Here is a 19,135-nt window from a genome sequence, read left to right on the forward strand (position 1 = left end):
TAGGGACGATTAACTCTTTGTTGCTCGGTTTTTACTTAGCCCACTAGTTTACTTAGCCCACTAGGTTACAAACCTCGCGCCGCGATTTAATCGCCCCTAGATTGAACAAATTTCAATCCACAAAGTTCAACACGCCCTAGAGATTCATATCATGAAATCATCTTTTTTAACTATGATAGCCGAACAAATGTATCTAAAGCGTTATGCTAAAAGTACTATTAAAGCGTACTTATACTGGATAGCTTCGTTTATTCGATTTAACTCTATGAGGCACCCAACAACGATGGGAGATAATGAGGTCGAACTTTTTTTAGCTTTTTTAAACTCGTTTATTCAACCAACAAAATGCTGCTCCTAACACTCAAACACAAGCCTTAAATGCGTTGAGCTTTTTATTTAAAGAAGTGATTAATAAGCCACTCTCATTAGGTTTTATTAAAAGCAAACGAGCAACTAATTTCACAACAAAATGCCAACGCCGTTATTAGCCCTTTTTCAAGTTTATAAACTCCTCGATTTAAAACAAAAAAGCACAGCCCACAAGCGCCATGCTTTTAATCAACCTTAATCCAGTTCGGTTTACAAACGAATGCCGCCGTCTATTTCAACCACACGGCCGGTAAAAAAGTCGTTTTCAATTATGTATTGTGCAGTATGCGCAATTTCGTCGCTTTCGCCTAAGCGCCCTACTGGCGTTACTGCAAGCATACGTTGTTTGGCTTCTGGCTTCATGGCGTCGGTCATGGCGGTACTTATTACACCTGGTGCAATAGCGCCTACACGTATACCAAATCGACCAAGTTCTTTAGCCCATGTGGTGGTAAGTGCCACTACGCCTGCTTTTGATGCCGCGTAATTTGTTTGGCCTATGTTACCTGCGCGCGCTACGCTCGACATATTAACTATAACGCCGCCTTTACCAGATTCAATCATGTGGCTTGCAGCTTCCCGCCCGGCTAAAAACACACCGGTCAGGTTTACATCAATCACTGATTGAAATTGCTCAAGAGACATTTTTTTAACGACCTTGCCATCTTTAGCCTTAATAAACATGCCGTCGCGTAAAATACCGGCGTTGTTTATAAGCACACCAATGTGGCCAAAATCGCTGTTAATGGTATTAAATACGTTTTCTACTTCGCTCTCATTTGTTACGTTTGCTGCATAACCTTTAATATTGCTAGTTACACCTTCAAGCTGCGTTAATTGCTCGCATGCTGTGTTTAATAAGTCTTGTGCCATATCTATTAAAGCAATGTTGGCACCCATAAGTGCAAACTTTTGCGCCATTGCAAAGCCTAAACCTTGTGCGCCACCGGTTATTACTACCGTGTTATTTTTAATTTCCACGCGTTGCTCCTACTTAGAAAACAGTTTAAAAATGGCACTAAAGTCATCACTACCCGCACCTTGGTGCTGTAGCATAGTGTATAAATTTTTAGCCATTGAACCCATAGGGGTTGATGAATTACTTTGCTGCGCGGCTTCCATGGCAAGGCCTAAATCTTTAGCCATTAAATCGACCATAAAGCCTGGTCTGTAATCGTTACTTGCAGGGGCTGTATCCATTACACCTGGGCAAGGGTTGTAAAGTTCGAGCGTCCAGTTACGGCCCGAACTTGCGGTCATAATGTCGCTAAGCACTTTAGGATCGAGGCCGTTGTTAATACCCATTTGCAGTGCTTCGCTGGTGCCTGCCATTAAAATGCTAAGTAACATGTTATTACATATTTTTGCTACTTGCCCTGCGCCAATATCGCCTGCATGAAATATGTTTTTACCCATATCACTAAGCACTGTATTTGCTTTATTAAACGCGGGTTTTTCGCCGCCTACAATAAAAGTAAGTGTGCCTGCGGTTGCGCCTGCAACGCCGCCCGATACCGGTGCATCTACAAAGCTTATGCCTTGCTTGCCAAGTGCACTGCCTACAATGCGTGCTGATTCTGCATCTATTGTTGAGCAATCAATTACTAATGTATTTTTGCTCAGCACGTTAATTAGGCCGCTGTCGTCGTTATTACCCAAATACAACGATTTAACATGTTTGCCCGCAGGTAACATACTAATAAGTACGTCAGCATTTGTTGCGCACTGTTTTGCATCAACTGCTGCTTTTGCGCCTTTACTTGCAAGTTCATTTACGACCGACTGGTTTAAATCGAAGACATTAACAGTATGCCCAGCTTTAATTAAGTTAGCCGCCATTGGGCCGCCCATATTACCTAAGCCGATAAAACCAATATTGAGTTTAGTCATCGTCTTTCCTTTATGTGTGTGTTGGTGTGTCTAAGCCGTTGAGTGGGTGGTTTTCGCCAAAGCGATTAGCAAAAAAGCTGTCTACTATTGTTTGTGGGACATCACTAAGTGTTTTGTACTGCCAATTAGGCGCGCCGTCTTTATCTATTAATAACGCCCTTACGCCTTCTTGAAATTCACCTACTTCGCCAGCGCGAACCGACATACCCAGTTCCATTTTAAAACACGCTAATAAGCTTTTGCCTTGGCTTATTTTTAATTGCTCACTAACGAGTGCACAACTTAGTGGGCAGCCATGTTTAAGTGATTTTTGAGCCCGTTGTAGCCATTTATCGTCAGTAGCTAGCCTTAAAATATAATCAACTTGCTCCTGCAAGGTTGTAAATTCACCCAGCTTTTGAATCGTTTTTAAATTAGCTTTTATATTGCCTTTTGGCATACGCGCCGATTGGTTGTCTAAATCGGTTAATAACTTAGTTAAACGCTCATGATTTAAGCTTGCGGTTTTGCCCCATTTAGCGGCTAAAATTTGCTCAAGCATGGCATCATATTTAGTGCTGTCGATAAAGTGATCGGCAAGCGATACAAAACGCGCGTCGTCGCAGTTAATTGATGCCGACGTTAGCCCTAAAAATAACCCGACGTTTTGTGGCATTTTATGTAAAAAGTAACTGCCGCCGACATCAGGGTATAAACCTATGGTTTGCTCTGGCATGGCAATGCGTGATGTTTCTGTAACAACGCGGTGGCTAGCACCGGCCATTAGCCCTAAACCGCCGCCCATTACTATGCCGTTACCCCAAACGAGGATTGGTTTATCAAAGGTATGAATAAGGTAATCAAGCTTGTACTCAAGCGTAAAAAATTCTTCAACTAAGCTTGTTGGTTTATCTTGCGCCATTGCATGATGAAGGCTTACAACATCGCCACCTGCACAAAATGCTTTATCGCCTGCGCCTTTTAACAACACCATTGCAATAGCATCATCGTCTTGCCAAGCTCGCAATTGCGGCTCAAGTAATTTGATCATCTCAAAATTAAGTGCATTTAACGCTTTTGGCGCATTGAGTGTAATAAGCCCAATTAAACTGCCGTTTTCTGCGGTTGCGGTTTCAAATACCACGGGCTCATCGGCGCTATTTAATAATGTTAAAGCACTCATTAGCCATTTACCCAGTTAGCGCGGCGTTTTTCTAAAAAGGCGTTTACGCCCTCTTGTTGATCTTCGGTATCAAATAAACCAACAAATAACTCGCGCTCAAGAGGCAATACACTTGCCATTGGTTGATGGCGCCCCTTTTGAATCAATGTTTTACACGCAGCAACTGAGGTGGGGCTTTGATCGGCCACTTGGTTGGCAAGTTTTAGTGCTGCCGCAAAGCTTTCACCTTGTGGTACTACTTCTTCTACTAAGCCAATTTGCAAGGCTTTATCGGCTTTTAAGCGCTCGCCGCATAAAATCATCCGTTTTGCCCAGCCTTCACCTACAAGCCATGCTAAATTTTGTGTACCACCCGCACACGGTAATAACCCTACTTTAGCCTCAGGCAATGCCATTTGTGCTTGTTCTTCAGCAATACGTATATCGCACGCAAGGGCTACCTCTAAGCCACCGCCCATTGCATAGCCGTTTATGGCTGCAACCGACACGCCTCTAAAATTAGTAAGCGCTTCAAATGCTTCACCAAATACACGCGACATATCGGCGGCTACGCCTTTATCGCCACCAGCAAATACGTTTAGGTCGGCACCTGCGCTAAAAAACTTCTCGCCTTCACCCGTCAGTACTAATGCATAAATATTTTTATTATTATTAAGCTCATTAACGGTATTTTTTAAATCAACTAGGGTGTCTTTTGTCCAGGTATTTGCTGGCGGGTTAGACATCGTTAAAATAGCAACATGACCTTCGGTTGTTAGTTCAATACTCGGATTAGATTTAGATTCTGACATACATTGCTCCTTATAAAACGTCGTTTGCAGACTCAGCTAAAATTCGGCGCGCTATAATCACACGCATAATTTCGTTAGTGCCTTCTAAAATTTGATGAACACGTACGTCACGTACATGGCGCTCAAGCGGGTATTCTTTTATGTAACCGTAACCACCATGAATTTGCAGTGCGTCGTTACACACCGTAAAGCCAACATCGGTAGCAAAGCGTTTAGCCATGGCGCAGTAAGTGGTTTTTTCAACGTCGTTATTATCAAGTTTAAATGCAGCAAGCCTTACCATTTGGCGCGCAGCTACAAGCTCGGTGTTCATATCGGCAATTTTAAATTGCAATGCTTGAAACGCAGCCAATGGCTTACCAAATTGTGTACGTTCTTTTAAATATTCACGGGCTGTATTAAGCGCCGCTTGCGCTGTACCAATTGAACATGTGGCAATGTTAATTCGACCGCCATCAAGGCCTTGCATCGCAAATTTAAAGCCTTCGCCTTCTGCGCCTAACAAGTTATGCGCAGGTATGCGTACATCTTCAAAGCTAATTAGGCGTGTAGGTTGTGCGTTCCAACCCATTTTTTCTTCAGCTTTGCCGTATTCAACGCCTTTTGCGTCGGCAGGCACTACAAATGCCGAAATACCCGCAGCGCCTTCGCCGCCTGTACGTGCCATTACAACTAATACTTCGGTTTCGCCAGCGCCCGATATAAACATTTTTGAGCCGTTAATAACGTACTCATCACCCTCAAGCACTGCTTTGGTTTTAAGTGATGCGGCGTCTGAGCCCGAGCCTGGCTCTGTTAAACAGTAAGAGGCAAGTAACTCGCCCATTACTAATTGCTCTACGTATTTGTCTTTTACGGCATCGGTACCAAAACTTGCTACCATCCAGGTGGCCATATTATGAATGGTCAACATGGCCGTTGTTGCGGTACAGCCCATAGCAAGTTGTTCAAAAATAATGCTCGAATCTAAACGAGATAAACCAAGGCCGCCTGCTTCCTCTGGCGTGTATAAACCACAAAAACCAAGCTCGCCCGCTGCTTTAATCGTGTCTTTAGGAAAAATATGTTCGCGATCCCATTTTGCGGCATGGGGCGCAAGTTCTGACTCGGCAAATTGGCGTGCTGTTTGAGCAAAGGCTTGTTGATCTTCAGATAAGTTAAAGTCCATGGTAGACCTCTTTAATTGTGTTAGTTGTGTTGTTAGTGTTTCCCGTCACAGGGATAGTTTGTGACGAGCGGCGAGGGCTTATGTGTGTTGTGTGTGAAGTAGCCTTCGCGCCCATCTTTTTTATTAATTATTCTTTTATTTACTCATTTTTTAATTACGATTATTTTAAGTTAATACTCATGTTTGGACCCGAAGCAATATCGTCTTCAAACCAACGTGATGTAATGGTTTTAGTTTCTGTGTAAAAACGAATACCTTGTTTACCGTACGTGTGTGTATCGCCATAAAACGAGCCTTTCCAACCAGTGAACGAAAAGAACGGAAGTGGCACCGGAATTGGCACATTAATACCTACTTGGCCTACTTCAATTTCGTGTTGGAATTTACGAGCCACTGCGCCGCTTGAGGTAAATAATGAGGTGCCGTTACCGTAAGGGCTGTCGTTAATAAGTGCGATTGCTTCATCAAGCGTGTCTACAAACATACACGCCAGTACAGGGCCAAATATTTCTTCTTTATATAAATCCATCTCTTTGGTTACATCGGTAAATAACGTTGGGCCAACCCAGTTACCTTGCTCATACCCTTCAACCGTAAAGTCAGAACCATCAATTAAACAGGTAGCGCCTTGCTCTTTACCACCGGCAATGAGTGATAAAATACGTGCTTTTGCTGCTTTTGATGTTTGTGGACCGTATGCTGCATTTGCATCATCCCACACGCCTGGGCGTACATTTTCAAAGCCTGCTTTTATTTCATCTACCCACTGACTTGCTTGGCTTACAAACACAGCAACCGAAATACCCATACAACGCTGGCCAGCAGCACCGACAGATGCGCCTACTAGGTTATTTACAACGTGCGATTTACTTGCATCAGGCATAATAACCATGTGGTTTTTAGCGCCAACACACGCTTGCACGCGTTTAAGATTTTGTGTGCCTTTAGAATAAATATAAGCACCTACACCACACGAGCCAACAAACGAAATAGCGCGTACTGCTTTATCTTCAAGTAAGCGGTCTACTTGTGGCTTTGTACCGTGAACAACTTGTAATACGCCTTTTGGTGCACCGGCTTCAATAAATAGCTCTGCTAAGCGCATTGGTGTAAGTGGATCTTGCTCAGACGGTTTTAAAATAAAGGTGTTACCACACACAATAGCCAGCGGGAACATCCAAAGGGGGATCATTGCAGGGAAGTTAAATGGTGTTACGCCCGCACACACGCCAAGTGGCTGCATGTAAGAATACGTATCTATTTTGCGCGCTACGTTCTCCATTGTTTCACCCATCATTAATGATGGAGCGTTAGCGGCTTGTTCTACTACTTCAATACCGCGCCAAACATCGCCTTTTGCATCTTCAAACGTTTTACCCAATTCATGGCAAATAATGGTAGCAAGCTCATCGTGATGTTCTTTTAATAGCGCAGCGTACTTCATCATAATGCGAGCACGTTCAGTAATAGGTACGTCTTTCCATGTTTTAAACGTCTCAGAAGCTGAGGCAATTGCCGCGTCCATTTCTGACTCGGTGGTACATGGCACTTGTGCAAGTACTTCTTGAGTTGCTGGGTTTATAACATCGATAAGCTCTTTTGATGCTGATTGAATAAATTCGCCATTAATAAGTAGTGGTACTTGGTGCATGATTAAATCCTAGTGTGTGAGTTGTGTGTTCTCTTTTAAAATTGGTAGCGCCGCTTTGTTAGTATTATTAGTGCAGCGCTTTTATAGTTATTCGTACAGCTTTCTTATAACCATTTAATACCTAGTTAATACGCTTCTACGGCCATAGCAACCGCTTCACCGCCACCAATACATAAAGACGCAATGCCTTTTTTAAGACCTCGGTTTTTAAGGGCATGAATAAGCGTTACTAAAATACGCGCGCCGCTTGCACCAATTGGGTGGCCAAGTGCACATGCACCGCCATTGACGTTTACTTTGCTTTCATCAAGTTTTAACTCGTTAATAGCCAGCATGGTTACCATGGCAAATGCTTCGTTAATTTCCCAAAGGTCAACGTCGTTTACAGCCCAACCTGCTTTTTCAAGCACGCTGTTCATAGCCCCTACTGGCGCTACTGTAAATTCACTTGGTTTTTGAGAATGCGTGCTATGCGCTACAATTTTACAAAGCGGTGTTAAGCCCTGCTCTTTTGCTTTTGATTCGCTCATTAATATAAGCGCTGCGCCACCATCTGAAATTGACGATGAATTAGCGGCTGTAATAGTGCCGTCTTTTTTAAAAGCAGCACGTAAGGTAGGAATTTTTTCTGGGCGGGCGTTGCCTGGTTGCTCATCAATCGATACTGTTACATCGCCTTTGCGTGTTTGCATTGTATGGGGTGCAACTTCGTTATCAAAGCTACCGTTTTGTATCGCGGCTTTAGCTTTACTTAATGAGCCTAATGCAAACGCATCCATTTGCTCGCGACCAATGCCGTATTCGTCGGCGGTGTCTTGTGCAAAACAACCCATAGCTTTATTGTCGTAAGCATCTTCAAGGCCATCGCTCATCATGTGATCTTTTATTTCACCGTGCCCCATACGCATTCCGCCACGCGCTTTTGGTATGAAGTACGGTGCGTTTGTCATGCTTTCCATGCCACCGGCAATAGCAGATTGAATAGAGCCCGCTTTAATTAAATCGTTTGCAAGCATGGCCGCTTTTAAACCAGAGCCACATACTTTGTTAATTGTTGTAGCGCCAGTGCTAAGTGCAAGGCCTGCTTTTAACATTGCTTGGCGTGCAGGTGCTTGTCCAAGGCCTGCTGGTAATACACAGCCCATAATTACTTCGTCTATTGCATCATTAGCTAAACCAGTTTGTGCAAGTGCACTTGCAATGGCGGTTGCGCCAAGCTCGGTAGACTGCGCATCACTTAACGCTCCCATAAAACCACCCATTGGGGTGCGTTTTGCTGCTACAATTACCACTGATTCTAAAGTCATAACTAACTCCATTGTATTTATATGCAAATAGTTGTTAGTATATTTGCTCTATTAATTTAGTATTCATTTATTATTTAATACCCTTACACAATACTAACGTTTACGCCAACGTCAACTAAAAACAGCTTAATTTTTAGTTTTATAAGTGTAAGGATTATTTTCCATCGGTTAGACTACACTGACAAAATAAAAATAACCCATTGAATATTAACAACATAAACCAACACTTCGCTTAAACACCCCTTTATAAATAGTTTCAAATCACACCAAGCTTTACCTTTACGTAAACTTCACTTATATTGGAGTTATTCGAATGAGGTAAATACAATCATGAAACCAGATAATCAAACAAACTTTGCAAGCTCAGCCAAAATGCCGGCCAGTAATGAACAAACATTTAGCATTAGCGAACTCGCTAAAGAATTTGACATTACAACCCGCTCTATTCGCTTTTACGAAGACCAAGGGTTAATAACGCCAGAACGTAATGGTCAAACCCGTATTTATTCAAAACGCGATAAAGTGCGTTTAAAACTAATATTACGTGGTAAGCGCCTTGGCTTTACATTGGCCGAAACCGGTCGTTTGTTTGAACTGTACGACGCAGATAAATCAAGCGCTAAGCAGTTGGTTACTATGCTTGACCTTATTTCAGAAAAAAAAGCAGACCTATCTCAACAAATGGACGACATTAAAGTTGTTCTTATGGAGTTGGTGACGGCCGAGCGCCGCTGCAGAGACACGCTTAATAAAATAGACGAGTAAGTTTATTTTTAAAATAAAAACACACTGACAACACACACGTCACACAGGAATGAATCATGAGCACTATTTCACTATATAAAGAAATGAACTTTGGCCTTGGCGAAACCGCCGATATGATCCGCGACCACGTAAACAGTTTTGCGAGTCAGGAGATTGCCCCGCTTGCTGAAAAAACGGACTTAGATAACGCCTTTCCAAATCAACTTTGGACTCAAATGGGCGAAATGGGCGTACTAGGTATGACCGTATCTGAAGAACTTGGCGGCGCCGGTTTAGGTTACTTAGAACATGTTATTGCTATGGAAGAGATTAGCCGTGCCAGTGCCTCCATAGGATTAAGCTATGGAGCGCATTCAAACTTGTGTGTAAATCAAATTAACCGTAACGGGTCACAAGCTCAAAAAGAAAAATACTTACCAAAGCTTATTAGTGGTGAGCACATTGGTGCTCTTGCAATGAGCGAGCCTAATGCAGGCTCTGACGTTGTATCGATGAAACTTAAAGCCGAAAAGAAAGGCGATAAGTACATTTTAAACGGCAACAAGATGTGGATCACCAATGGCCCCGACGCGCACACGTTAGTAATTTACGCTAAAACAGATTTAAACGCCGGCGCTAAAGGTATTACCGCGTTTATTGTTGAGAGCAACTTTCCTGGTTTTTCAACAGCGCAAAAGCTCGACAAACTGGGCATGCGCGGGTCAAACACCTGTGAGCTAGTATTTGAAAACTGCGAAGTGCCAGAGGAAAACATTTTAGGTAACTTAAACGAAGGCGTTAAAGTACTTATGAGTGGCCTTGATTACGAACGCGTAGTACTTGCAGCGGGCCCGCTTGGCATAATGCAAGCGTGTATGGACATAGTGGTGCCGTACATTCATGAGCGTAAACAGTTTGATACCCCTATTGGCCAATTTCAGTTAATTCAGGGCAAAGTAGCCGACATGTATACACAAATGAATGCTGCCCGCTCATACGTATATACGGTAGCCAAAGCGTGTGACCGTGGTGAAACAACCCGTAAAGATGCCGCTGGTGCAATTTTATACGCAGCAGAGCTTGCAACTAAAATGGCGCTAGATGCGATTCAAATTTTAGGTGGCAATGGCTACATAAACGAATACGCAACGGGCCGTCTTCTTCGTGACGCTAAATTATACGAAATTGGTGCAGGTACATCAGAAATACGCCGCATGCTTATTGGCCGCGAACTTTTCACAGAAAGCCGTTAAGGATTAAACCATGACTATTTTAAAATCGAGCGTTAATCCTCACGACCCAACGTTTGTGCAAAACCATAAAAATATGTCAGCGCTGGTGGATGATTTACGCGATAAAGTAGCAACAATTAGCCAAGGCGGAGGCGTTGCATTAAAAGAGCGCCACGAAGGCCGTGGTAAATTATTTGTTCGCGACCGTATAAGTACATTAATTGATGAAGGCTCACCGTTTTTAGAAATTTCACAATTTGCTGCCTTTGGTGTGTACGAACAAGCAATACCTTGTGCAGGCGTTGTAGCCGGTATTGGCCGTGTTAAAGGCGTTGAATGCATGATTATTGCAAACGATGCCACGGTTAAAGGCGGTACATATTTTCCGCTTACCGTTAAAAAGCATTTGCGCGCACAAGACATCGCAGAGCGCTGCCACTTACCGTGTATTTATTTGGTGGATTCCGGCGGTGCAAATCTGCCAGAGCAAGATGATGTATTTCCAGATAAGCTGCATTTTGGTCGTATTTTTTACAATCAAGCCCGTATGTCGGGTAAAGGTATTCCACAAATAGCCGTGGTAATGGGATTATGTACCGCAGGTGGTGCGTACGTACCTGCAATGGCCGATGAAAGCATTATTGTAAAAGATCAAGGCACTATATTTTTAGCAGGTCCGCCCCTTGTAAAAGCAGCAACCGGCGAAGAAGTAACAGCCGAAGAGTTAGGCGGCGCCGATGTGCACTGTAAAATTTCGGGTGTTGCCGATCACTACGCTGAAAACGATGCTCATGCGCTGTCTATTGCGCGCCAATGTATTGAGCGTATTAATTACACACGCCCTACGGCCCCTCTTCTAGATGATGTAAAACCACCCCGTTACGATATAAACGAGCTTTACGGCATTGTAGGCACCGACCTTAAAAAGCCGTTTGATGTACGCGAAGTAATAGCGCGCACAGTGGACGACTCATCATTTGATGAATTTAAACGTTACTTTGGTGAAACGCTGGTCACCGGCTTTGCCAGTATTTATGGCAATCCTGTTGGCATAGTAGCTAATAACGGTATTTTATTTAGTGAGTCGGCGCAAAAAGGCGCGCACTTTATTCAGCTGTGTGCTCAGCGCAATATTCCTTTAGTGTTTTTACAAAATATTACCGGCTTTATGGTGGGTAAAAAATACGAAGCCGAAGGTATTGCTAAGCACGGCGCTAAAATGGTGATGGCGGTTTCGTGTGCTGATGTGCCTAAATTCACTGTACTTATTGGCGGCTCTTACGGCGCAGGTAACTACGGAATGTGTGGTCGTGCATTTGAACCAACCATGATGTGGATGTGGCCTAATGCCCGTATTTCTGTAATGGGCGGCGAGCAAGCTGCGGGTGTAATGGCGCAAGTTAAACAAGATGGTTTAGCACGTAAAGGCCAAAACATGAGCGAGCAAGAAATCAGTGATTTTAAAAAGCCAATTATTGATCAATACGAAGAGCAAGGTCACCCGTATTACGCCAGTGCACGCTTGTGGGATGACGGCATTATAGATCCTGCCGACACGCGTAATGTATTAGGGCTTGCGTTAACGGCTGCGAATAACGCACCAAAACGTGATTCGAAATTTGGCGTATTTAGAATGTAACCGGAGCGCAAAATGTCAGTAACACTACAAATAACAAAATCTAATGTGGCTGTACTTGTGTTAAGTCGCCCAGAAAAAAGAAACGCATTTAACAGTGAAGTAATATACGAACTTATTCAGTGTATTGAACATGCAAATACGCTTAATATTCGAGCTTTGGTTTTAAAAACAGAAGGTAAACACTTTTCAGCCGGTGCTGATTTAGCTTGGATGAAATCGATGGCGGATAACAACTACGCCGATAACCTAGCTGATTCAATGCAATTAGCTAAATTAATGCAGGTATTGGCAAGCTCCCCGCACCCTACAATTTGCGCTGTGCAAGGTGCTGCTTTTGGTGGTGCTCTGGGCTTAATAGCCTGTTGCGATATAGCCCTTAGTAAAGACGATGCTCAATTTTGTTTAAGCGAAGTAAAGCTGGGTCTTATTCCGGCGGTTATTAGCCCGTATGTAATTAAAGCTATTGGTGAGCGCGCTGCTCGCAGGTACTTTTTAACGGCTGAAGTGTTTGATGCCCATACAGCTAAGCAACTTGGCTTAATTCATCAAGTAACCGGTAATTTAGACTGTGCGGTCGATAATATGCTGCAAACACTAATTGATAACGGACCTGTTGCAGTAAAAGCCGCAAAAGCATTAATTAACGATGTAGCAAATAAAGAAATTACCGATGAACTCATTGAGCTTACCGCTGAGCGTATTGCAAAAATTCGCGTATCTGAAGAAGGTCAAGAAGGGCTAACTGCTTTTTTTGATAAACGCTCACCCGCTTGGCAACTGTAGGATTGATTATGAACACACAACGATTACAAAAAATACTGATTGCCAATCGTGGAGAAATTGCGTGTCGAGTAATGCGCAGCGCAAAACAAATGGGCTTAACCACGGTCGCGGTTTATTCTGATGCAGACAAACATGCCCAGCACGTAAAAATGGCTGACGAGGCTTACCATATTGGTGCTGCGCCAAGTAAAGATTCGTATTTAGTAGCAGACAAAATTTTACAAGTTGCCAAAGACTGCGGCGCTGATTGTATTCACCCAGGGTATGGTTTTTTATCTGAAAACAGCGAATTTGCTAAAGCCTGCGAAGCTAACAACATTGCTTTTGTAGGACCACCAGCAAGTAGCATTGAAGCAATGGGGTCTAAAACCCGCGCTAAAGAAATAATGGCAGCTGCTAATGTGCCGTTAGTACCTGGTTATTACGGTGATAAACAAGATCCTGCTTTTTTACAAAGTGAAGCTGAAAAAATTGGCTTCCCTGTACTAATTAAAGCCGCCTTTGGTGGCGGTGGTAAAGGCATGCGCGTTGTACAAGAAGCAAAAGATTTTATGAGCGCACTACAAGGTGCGCAACGTGAAGCGATTGCCGGTTTTGGTAACGATTTAGTATTACTTGAGCGTTACGTAAACCAGCCTCGCCATGTTGAAGTGCAAGTATTTGCAGATAACTACGGTAACTGTGTTTATTTAGGCGATCGTGATTGTTCTTTGCAACGCCGTCATCAAAAAGTAATTGAAGAAGCCCCTGCTCCGGGTTTATCTGACGAACTACGCAAAGAAATGGGTGAAGCAGCTGTGCGCTGTGCACTGGCTATAAATTATAGAGGCGCAGGTACGGTTGAGTTTTTACTGTGTGGCGATGAATTTTTCTTTATGGAAATGAATACGCGCCTTCAAGTAGAACACCCAGTGACCGAAATGGTAACCGATGTAGATTTAGTCAATTGGCAAATTAATATTGCGGGTGGGCAAACACTGCCACTGACACAAAGTGATATTCAATTGCAGGGTCATAGCTTTGAAGCACGCATATACGCAGAAGATCCGGCCAACGACTTTATCCCGTGTTCGGGCACTATCGAAGCACTGCACACACCGCTTAACAGTGAATTTGTACGCATTGATACAGGCATTGCACAAGGCGACGAAATCAGCCCATTTTACGACCCGATGATTGCAAAACTGATTGTGCACGACGACAATCGCGAAAAAGCACTGAGCCGCTTACAACACGCTCTTGAGCAATTTCATTTAGCAGGTTTTAGCACTAACATTGGCTTTTTACATAATTTAGCAAGCCACCCTACCTTTAAGCAAGGTGCGCCAAGTACACACTTTATTGCAGAGCAAGGCGACTCGTTAGTTGCGGTTGATAAATCGTTATTGCAAACAAGTCAGCTTATTGGTGCTTTTGCGTATTTAGAATCGTTAACTAATACCCAAAATGCGCCAAACAGTGCAAGCCCTTGGCAACAACTAAGCGGTTTCACACTCAATGCTCCGCAAGCAATTATAATCCCTTTTGCCGATTTACAGCTAAGCGCTATAAAAACCACAGCGGGCTACAGTATTACGCATAACGAGCATGTATTTAACCTACAAGGCACATTAAATAGTGGTCTTTGCAGTGTATTTATTAACGGTGAAAAACATAGCGCGCATGTAACGACGGTAGATAATAATACTGGTGGCAATAATACAGTAGGTAATAGTGTGACGGTGATGAATAAAGCACTGCAAACTAAGCTTGAACTAGTTGATAAACATTATATTAGTTCGCACGAAAGCGAAGCACTGCCACTTGCCGCGCCGCTTAATGGCACAGTAGTTAAGCACTTAATCGACATTGGTAGCACAATTACCAAAGGCGATGCGGTTGTTATTATCGAAGCCATGAAAATGGAATACACGCTTAACGCACCACACGACGGCATTTTAAAAAGCTACTGTTTTGGTGAAGGCGAACTGGTAACGCATGGAGCCTTACTTGCTATTGTCGAGGATACAACTGAGGAAGGTGCATAATGAGTGCCTTTCCAAATAAAGTACGTATTGTTGAAGTTGGCGCGCGAGACGGCCTACAAAACGAAAAGACAGTAAGCACAGCCGATAAAGTAGCGCTTATTAACGCCCTAAGTGCTGCAGGTTTAAAAGATATTGAAGCTGGCGCGTTTGTCTCCACTAAATGGGTGCCACAAATGGCAGACTCAGCTGATGTAATATCAGCGCTAGATTTACCTGACGTAAATTTAAGTGCCCTTACACCTAACTTAAAAGGTGCACAAGCAGCGCATGCTGTTGGCATTAAAGAGTTTGCTATATTTACCGCTGCGAGTGAGTCGTTTTGTCAAAAAAACATAAACTGCTCAATAGATGAGAGTATTGAACGTTTTAGCGAAGTAATGGCGTTTGCTAAAACTAATAATATTCGCGTACGTGGTTATGTAAGCTGTGTGCTGGGTTGCCCTTATGAGGGTGAAATTAACCCGCAAGCAGTACTGAGTGTATCGCAAAAGCTGTTAGATTTAGGATGTTATGAAGTAAGCCTTGGCGATACTATTGGTGTTGGCACCGCTAAAAAAGTAACGCAATTAATCGAGTTACTTTTAACGCACATTGATAAAGCCAAGTTGGCTGTGCATTTTCATGATACATACGGCCAAGCGCTCACAAATATTTACGCAGCTTTAAGCCTAGGTATTGCAACGGTTGACGCGGCAGTTGCAGGCCTTGGTGGCTGTCCTTATGCTAAGGGTGCGTCAGGAAATGTTGCCACCGAAGATGTAGTTTACTTACTGCAAGGGCTTGGCATTGAGCATGGAATTGATTTACAAAGGTTAAGTGATGCTGGCTGGGAAATAACCAAAGCACTTGGTAAGCAACCTGTGAGCAAAGTATCTGTGGCACTACACACTAAATAACTATCTCATAAAATGATAATTCACTACTCACACAAGATAATTAACAACAAATAGCACACAATGAGGAGAGACTCATGGCCGGTTTTGATAAGGTAGTTTCTAGTTACGAAGCTGCAATGGAAGGATTAAAAGACGGCGATACCATTATTGCCGGTGGTTTTGGTTTATGTGGTATTCCTGAGGGCTTAATTAGACAAATTAAGCAGATGCAAACAAAAAACTTAACTGTAGTATCTAATAACTGTGGTGTTGATGACTTTGGTTTAGGTATTTTATTACAAGACAAACAAATTAAAAAAGTAGTTGCCTCGTACGTTGGGGAAAACGCCCTATTCGAGCAGCAGTTATTAAGTGGCGAAATTGATGTAGAGCTTACGCCTCAAGGCACACTTGCTGAAAAAATGCGAGCTGGTGGCGCGGGTATACCTGCGTTTTACACCGCAACCGGTTACGGTACTCCTGTGGCTGAAGGCAAAGACGTAAAAGAGTTTAATGGTCGCCCGTATATTTTAGAAGAGTCTATAACGGGTGAATTTGCTATTGTTAAAGCGTGGAAAGCCGATCGCTTTGGTAATTTAGTGTTTAGACACACCGCCATGAACTTTAATCCAATGGCTGCAACAGCAGGCAAAATTACCGTTGCCGAAGTAGAAGAAATTGTAGAGCCGGGTGAGCTTGAGCCAAGCCAAATTCATACCCCAGGTATTTTTGTAAATCGCGTTATTAAAGGCAGCTTTGAAAAACGCATTGAACGTGTAACAACACGAGATTAAGCAGGAGCATAATTATGGCATTATCACGTGAACAAGTTGCAATGCGCGTTGCACAAGAACTTCAAGACGGTTACTACGTAAATTTGGGCATAGGAATCCCGACACTCGTCGCAAACTATGTACCAGATGATATTGAAGTTATGTTACAGTCCGAAAATGGCCTTTTAGGCATGGGCCCGTACCCCACTAAAGCAGAGCTAGACGCCGATATGATTAACGCGGGTAAAGAAACCGTGACAGCAGCCAAAGGTGCAGCCATATTTAATAGTGCAGATAGTTTTGCCATGATACGGGGTGGTCATGTAGACTTAACCGTTCTGGGTGCATTTGAAGTTGACCAGAACGGCAATATCGCATCGTGGATGATCCCTAAAAAGCTGATTAAAGGCATGGGTGGCGCGATGGATTTAGTCGCTGGCGCGAAAAATATTATTGTTACTATGACCCATGCAAGTAAGCATGGTGACTCTAAACTATTAGAGGCCTGCTCTTTACCGCTTACTGGCGTTAATTGCGTAAAAAAAATAGTAACAGATTTAGCCGTATTAGAAGTTAAAGACGGCGCATTTCATCTATTAGAGCGTGCTCCGGGCGTATCTGTTGATGAAATCATTAGTAAAACAGCAGGTAAATTACTTGTTGACGGTGAAGTTCCAGAAATGGTTTTTTAGGCTTTAGCTTAAAATAACGCTTTACCCTGTACCGACCTCATTCCCAGTGCCAATGGCGCTGAGTTACCCAAAATCCCTCGCAAGAGGGATTTTTTTTATCTTTTGTCATTATTTTTACCGTCATTCATACATCTGTAGTAAATTTTATCTATAATACAAATATAAATTAAATGTAAGCGCTTAGATTCTTTGCACTATTTTGTGGATAGCCTGCACCCTTTTTGTGAACTAGCGCTAAATTTATTTTTAACCTACTGATATTTATACATTAAATAGTTGGTTCAAATTTTGCCTAAGTAAGGCGTCTCAATAAATTAAATAATTCTGGAAAACATGCAAACTCCTATTCGTGGCCTTCGCTCTTTTTGCTTTGCCGCAAGAAGCCTAAGTTTTAAGCATGCAGCTAATGAGCTGTACTTAACGCCGTCTGCGGTAAGCCATCAAATAAAACAACTTGAAGAACAACTTGGTATTGAGCTTTTTCAACGTAAAACGCGTTCAATTAGCTTAACCACAGCGGGTAAAAACTTTTTTGATGCTGTGTCTCCTATCATCACAATGTTAGAGGGCACCATTAACGAGTTTAGTCAGATGCAGCAAAATACAAATTTGACGATTACGCTGCCTGAATTTTTTGCCAGTGAACTACTCATGCCTAAATTAAGTGAGTGGACGTCAGAGCATCCTAATATAAACCTGCAAATGGACACGCTTAAAACACGTAAAGAATTAACGCGTCATAGCGATTTATCTATTGTATTATCCTCTGGTAAACCTACTGAAGGGTTAGCGACTGAGTTGTTTAACCTTGAGTATATTCCTGCATGTAATAAAAAATTGCTCGATCAGTGGAGGGACGATCATCGTCAAGCCCTTAACCAAGTTCCGCTAATCTTGCACAAAGCTCGCCCTTGGGCTTGGCATCAGTGGGCCGAAAAAGCAGGAATTGATGACTTTTCTCCTTCGCAGATTATTCAAATAGATAGCATGTTTGGTGTAGCGCGTGCGGCGCAGCAAGGCATGGGCATTGCACTTATCCCACTGCCTATTAGTCAAAGCTGGCTAGATGAGCAATGGCTTTATAAATTATTCGAACAGCCTTTAACAACTAAAGATAAATACTATTTAGTGCAGCACGAATCAAGCACACCTAATCACCCGCTTGATTTATTTGCGAAGTGGGTTGTAAATACGTTTAGAAAAATCCAAGAATAATCCCCTATTAGACGAGTTCAGTAATACAATCTACTCTGTGTTGTATTACTGAACTCGTCTAATACCAACCTGCATGGATGTAGGAGGTAGAGCAATGCAGGGAGCAATTGCCGAGAACAACTAGATACAAAAATTTTTGCCTAGTTCTAGCGTAATTTTCTTAACGTTAAATAGACCCCATATATAAGCAGATTGGTATAACTCCTGCAAATTTGAATAATATTTTTTTAATTAAATACATAAACTTAGCGCCACACATTAGACTAAAGTCTATAGTTTAATTTTTTTCACTCATTGGTTTCGTTTTTATCGTTTGTCGAAAATCAAGTTAAATATTAAAGTTGCTTTATCAGCTCAAAACAACTTAGTTAAATTGTTTCTTAAGAGCAATAAATGCAACCTTTAGAGTTCTAGTAACTCAAACGTAGCAGTGAAAAGAATCTTATATTGTGTGTGTAAGATGTTGTCAGTGTGAAAAAGCGGTTCAAGTTAGGTGGTGACTTGGCTTGAACTGTTTTTATTTTTGGCGCAAACCACATGGTATGCAATACAAAGCTACCAAAGCGTAGTAAGCAGAATCTTTATATTGTGTGTGAAGATGTTGTCAGTGTGAAAAAGCGGTTCAAGTTAGGTGGTGACTTGGCTTGAACTGTTTTTATTTTTGGCGCAAACCACATGGTATGTAATACAAAGCTACTAACGTGTAGTAAACAGAATCTTTATATTGTGTGTGAAGATGTTGTCAGTGTGAAAAAGCGGTTCAAGTTAGGTGGTGACTTGGCTTGAACTGTTTTTATTTTTGGCGCAAACCACATGG

At 42.5% G+C, this 19,135-nt stretch carries 16 protein-coding genes and 1 pseudogene; 10 read left to right on the forward strand and 7 right to left on the reverse strand.

Features of this window, described 5'->3' with window-relative positions:
• Positions 1–151: 151 nt before the first annotated feature.
• A pseudogene (locus H5115_RS20340) lies at positions 152–455 on the forward strand (phage integrase N-terminal SAM-like domain-containing protein); the annotation flags it as partial.
• A gap of 124 nt (positions 456–579) precedes the next feature.
• Here H5115_RS20340 and H5115_RS18720 read toward each other — a convergent pair.
• From H5115_RS18720 to H5115_RS18750, 7 genes are all read right to left on the reverse strand, one after another.
• Positions 580–1,350 (reverse strand): SDR family oxidoreductase, encoded by a 771-nt coding sequence (locus tag H5115_RS18720; protein WP_024605403.1) that lies wholly within the window; start codon positions 1,348–1,350, stop codon positions 580–582.
• 9 nt (positions 1,351–1,359) lie between these two features.
• On the reverse strand, positions 1,360–2,259 hold the full coding sequence (gene mmsB, locus H5115_RS18725; RefSeq protein ID WP_182756768.1) for a 3-hydroxyisobutyrate dehydrogenase: 900 nt from the start codon (positions 2,257–2,259) through the stop codon (positions 1,360–1,362).
• Positions 2,260–2,269: 10 nt separating this feature from the next.
• On the reverse strand, positions 2,270–3,421 hold the full coding sequence (locus H5115_RS18730; RefSeq protein WP_182756769.1) for an enoyl-CoA hydratase/isomerase family protein: 1,152 nt from the start codon (positions 3,419–3,421) through the stop codon (positions 2,270–2,272).
• Positions 3,421–4,212: an enoyl-CoA hydratase gene (locus H5115_RS18735; protein WP_024590175.1), complete on the reverse strand. Its 792-nt coding sequence runs from the start codon at positions 4,210–4,212 to the stop codon at positions 3,421–3,423. Before H5115_RS18735 ends, H5115_RS18730 begins: the two co-directional genes overlap by 1 nt.
• Positions 4,213–4,222: 10 nt before the next feature.
• Complete coding sequence (locus H5115_RS18740) at positions 4,223–5,380, reverse strand: acyl-CoA dehydrogenase family protein (protein WP_101163877.1); 1,158 nt, start codon at positions 5,378–5,380, stop codon at positions 4,223–4,225.
• Between the two features lie 160 nt (positions 5,381–5,540).
• Positions 5,541–7,031 (reverse strand): CoA-acylating methylmalonate-semialdehyde dehydrogenase, encoded by a 1,491-nt coding sequence (locus tag H5115_RS18745; RefSeq protein ID WP_182756770.1) that lies wholly within the window; start codon positions 7,029–7,031, stop codon positions 5,541–5,543.
• A gap of 125 nt (positions 7,032–7,156) precedes the next feature.
• On the reverse strand, positions 7,157–8,338 hold the full coding sequence (locus H5115_RS18750) for an acetyl-CoA C-acyltransferase (RefSeq protein WP_008135263.1): 1,182 nt from the start codon (positions 8,336–8,338) through the stop codon (positions 7,157–7,159).
• 330 nt (positions 8,339–8,668) lie between these two features.
• Here H5115_RS18750 and H5115_RS18755 point away from each other — a divergent pair, with 330 nt between their 5' ends.
• From H5115_RS18755 to H5115_RS18795, 9 genes are all read left to right on the forward strand, one after another.
• Positions 8,669–9,103: a MerR family DNA-binding transcriptional regulator gene (locus tag H5115_RS18755; RefSeq protein ID WP_008135264.1), complete on the forward strand. Its 435-nt coding sequence runs from the start codon at positions 8,669–8,671 to the stop codon at positions 9,101–9,103.
• Between the two features lie 56 nt (positions 9,104–9,159).
• The gene (locus H5115_RS18760) at positions 9,160–10,335 is read left to right on the forward strand and encodes an isovaleryl-CoA dehydrogenase (protein ID WP_007376571.1); all 1,176 of its coding nucleotides are present in this window, start codon (positions 9,160–9,162) and stop codon (positions 10,333–10,335) included.
• A gap of 10 nt (positions 10,336–10,345) precedes the next feature.
• The gene (locus H5115_RS18765; protein WP_182756771.1) at positions 10,346–11,953 is read left to right on the forward strand and encodes a carboxyl transferase domain-containing protein; all 1,608 of its coding nucleotides are present in this window, start codon (positions 10,346–10,348) and stop codon (positions 11,951–11,953) included.
• Between the two features lie 12 nt (positions 11,954–11,965).
• A complete protein-coding gene (locus H5115_RS18770) occupies positions 11,966–12,736 on the forward strand; it encodes an enoyl-CoA hydratase/isomerase family protein (RefSeq protein ID WP_182756772.1) in 771 nt (256 codons plus the stop codon).
• 8 nt (positions 12,737–12,744) lie between these two features.
• Entirely contained in the window at positions 12,745–14,763 is a 2,019-nt protein-coding gene (locus tag H5115_RS18775) for an acetyl/propionyl/methylcrotonyl-CoA carboxylase subunit alpha (protein WP_182756773.1), read from the forward strand.
• Positions 14,763–15,659 carry a hydroxymethylglutaryl-CoA lyase gene (locus H5115_RS18780; RefSeq protein WP_182756774.1) on the forward strand — a complete coding sequence of 299 codons (897 nt, stop codon included), beginning with the start codon at positions 14,763–14,765 and terminating at the stop codon, positions 15,657–15,659. Before H5115_RS18775 ends, H5115_RS18780 begins: the two co-directional genes overlap by 1 nt.
• Positions 15,660–15,733: 74 nt before the next feature.
• A complete protein-coding gene (locus H5115_RS18785; RefSeq protein ID WP_182756775.1) occupies positions 15,734–16,432 on the forward strand; it encodes a CoA transferase subunit A in 699 nt (232 codons plus the stop codon).
• A gap of 14 nt (positions 16,433–16,446) precedes the next feature.
• Positions 16,447–17,103: a CoA transferase subunit B gene (locus H5115_RS18790; protein WP_007376577.1), complete on the forward strand. Its 657-nt coding sequence runs from the start codon at positions 16,447–16,449 to the stop codon at positions 17,101–17,103.
• Between the two features lie 333 nt (positions 17,104–17,436).
• Positions 17,437–18,318, forward strand: a complete 882-nt coding sequence (locus H5115_RS18795) for a LysR family transcriptional regulator (protein ID WP_024590165.1) — start codon at positions 17,437–17,439, stop codon at positions 18,316–18,318.
• The last annotated feature ends 817 nt before the right edge of the window (positions 18,319–19,135 follow it).

Origin of the sequence: Pseudoalteromonas sp. SR44-2, assembly GCF_014163745.1 — a bacterium.
GTDB classification, from domain to species: Bacteria; Pseudomonadota; Gammaproteobacteria; order Enterobacterales; family Alteromonadaceae; genus Pseudoalteromonas; species Pseudoalteromonas distincta.

Bases quoted from the DNA above. Each gene is read 5' to 3' on its own strand.
- H5115_RS18780 (WP_182756774.1), top strand. From the start codon at position 14,763: ATGAGTGCCTTTCCAAATAAAGTACGTATTGTTGAAGTTGGCGCGCGA.
- H5115_RS18795 (WP_024590165.1), top strand. From the start codon at position 17,437: ATGCAAACTCCTATTCGTGGCCTTCGCTCTTTTTGCTTTGCCGCAAGA.
- H5115_RS18755 (WP_008135264.1), top strand. From the start codon at position 8,669: ATGAAACCAGATAATCAAACAAACTTTGCAAGCTCAGCCAAAATGCCG.
- H5115_RS18775 (WP_182756773.1), top strand. From the start codon at position 12,745: ATGAACACACAACGATTACAAAAAATACTGATTGCCAATCGTGGAGAA.
- H5115_RS18760 (WP_007376571.1), top strand. From the start codon at position 9,160: ATGAGCACTATTTCACTATATAAAGAAATGAACTTTGGCCTTGGCGAA.
- H5115_RS18770 (WP_182756772.1), top strand. From the start codon at position 11,966: ATGTCAGTAACACTACAAATAACAAAATCTAATGTGGCTGTACTTGTG.
- H5115_RS18730 (WP_182756769.1), bottom strand. From the start codon at position 3,421: ATGAGTGCTTTAACATTATTAAATAGCGCCGATGAGCCCGTGGTATTT.
- H5115_RS18765 (WP_182756771.1), top strand. From the start codon at position 10,346: ATGACTATTTTAAAATCGAGCGTTAATCCTCACGACCCAACGTTTGTG.
- H5115_RS18785 (WP_182756775.1), top strand. From the start codon at position 15,734: ATGGCCGGTTTTGATAAGGTAGTTTCTAGTTACGAAGCTGCAATGGAA.
- mmsB (WP_182756768.1), bottom strand. From the start codon at position 2,259: ATGACTAAACTCAATATTGGTTTTATCGGCTTAGGTAATATGGGCGGC.
- H5115_RS18790 (WP_007376577.1), top strand. From the start codon at position 16,447: ATGGCATTATCACGTGAACAAGTTGCAATGCGCGTTGCACAAGAACTT.
- H5115_RS18750 (WP_008135263.1), bottom strand. From the start codon at position 8,338: ATGACTTTAGAATCAGTGGTAATTGTAGCAGCAAAACGCACCCCAATG.
- H5115_RS18745 (WP_182756770.1), bottom strand. From the start codon at position 7,031: ATGCACCAAGTACCACTACTTATTAATGGCGAATTTATTCAATCAGCA.
- H5115_RS18735 (WP_024590175.1), bottom strand. From the start codon at position 4,212: ATGTCAGAATCTAAATCTAATCCGAGTATTGAACTAACAACCGAAGGT.
- H5115_RS18740 (WP_101163877.1), bottom strand. From the start codon at position 5,380: ATGGACTTTAACTTATCTGAAGATCAACAAGCCTTTGCTCAAACAGCA.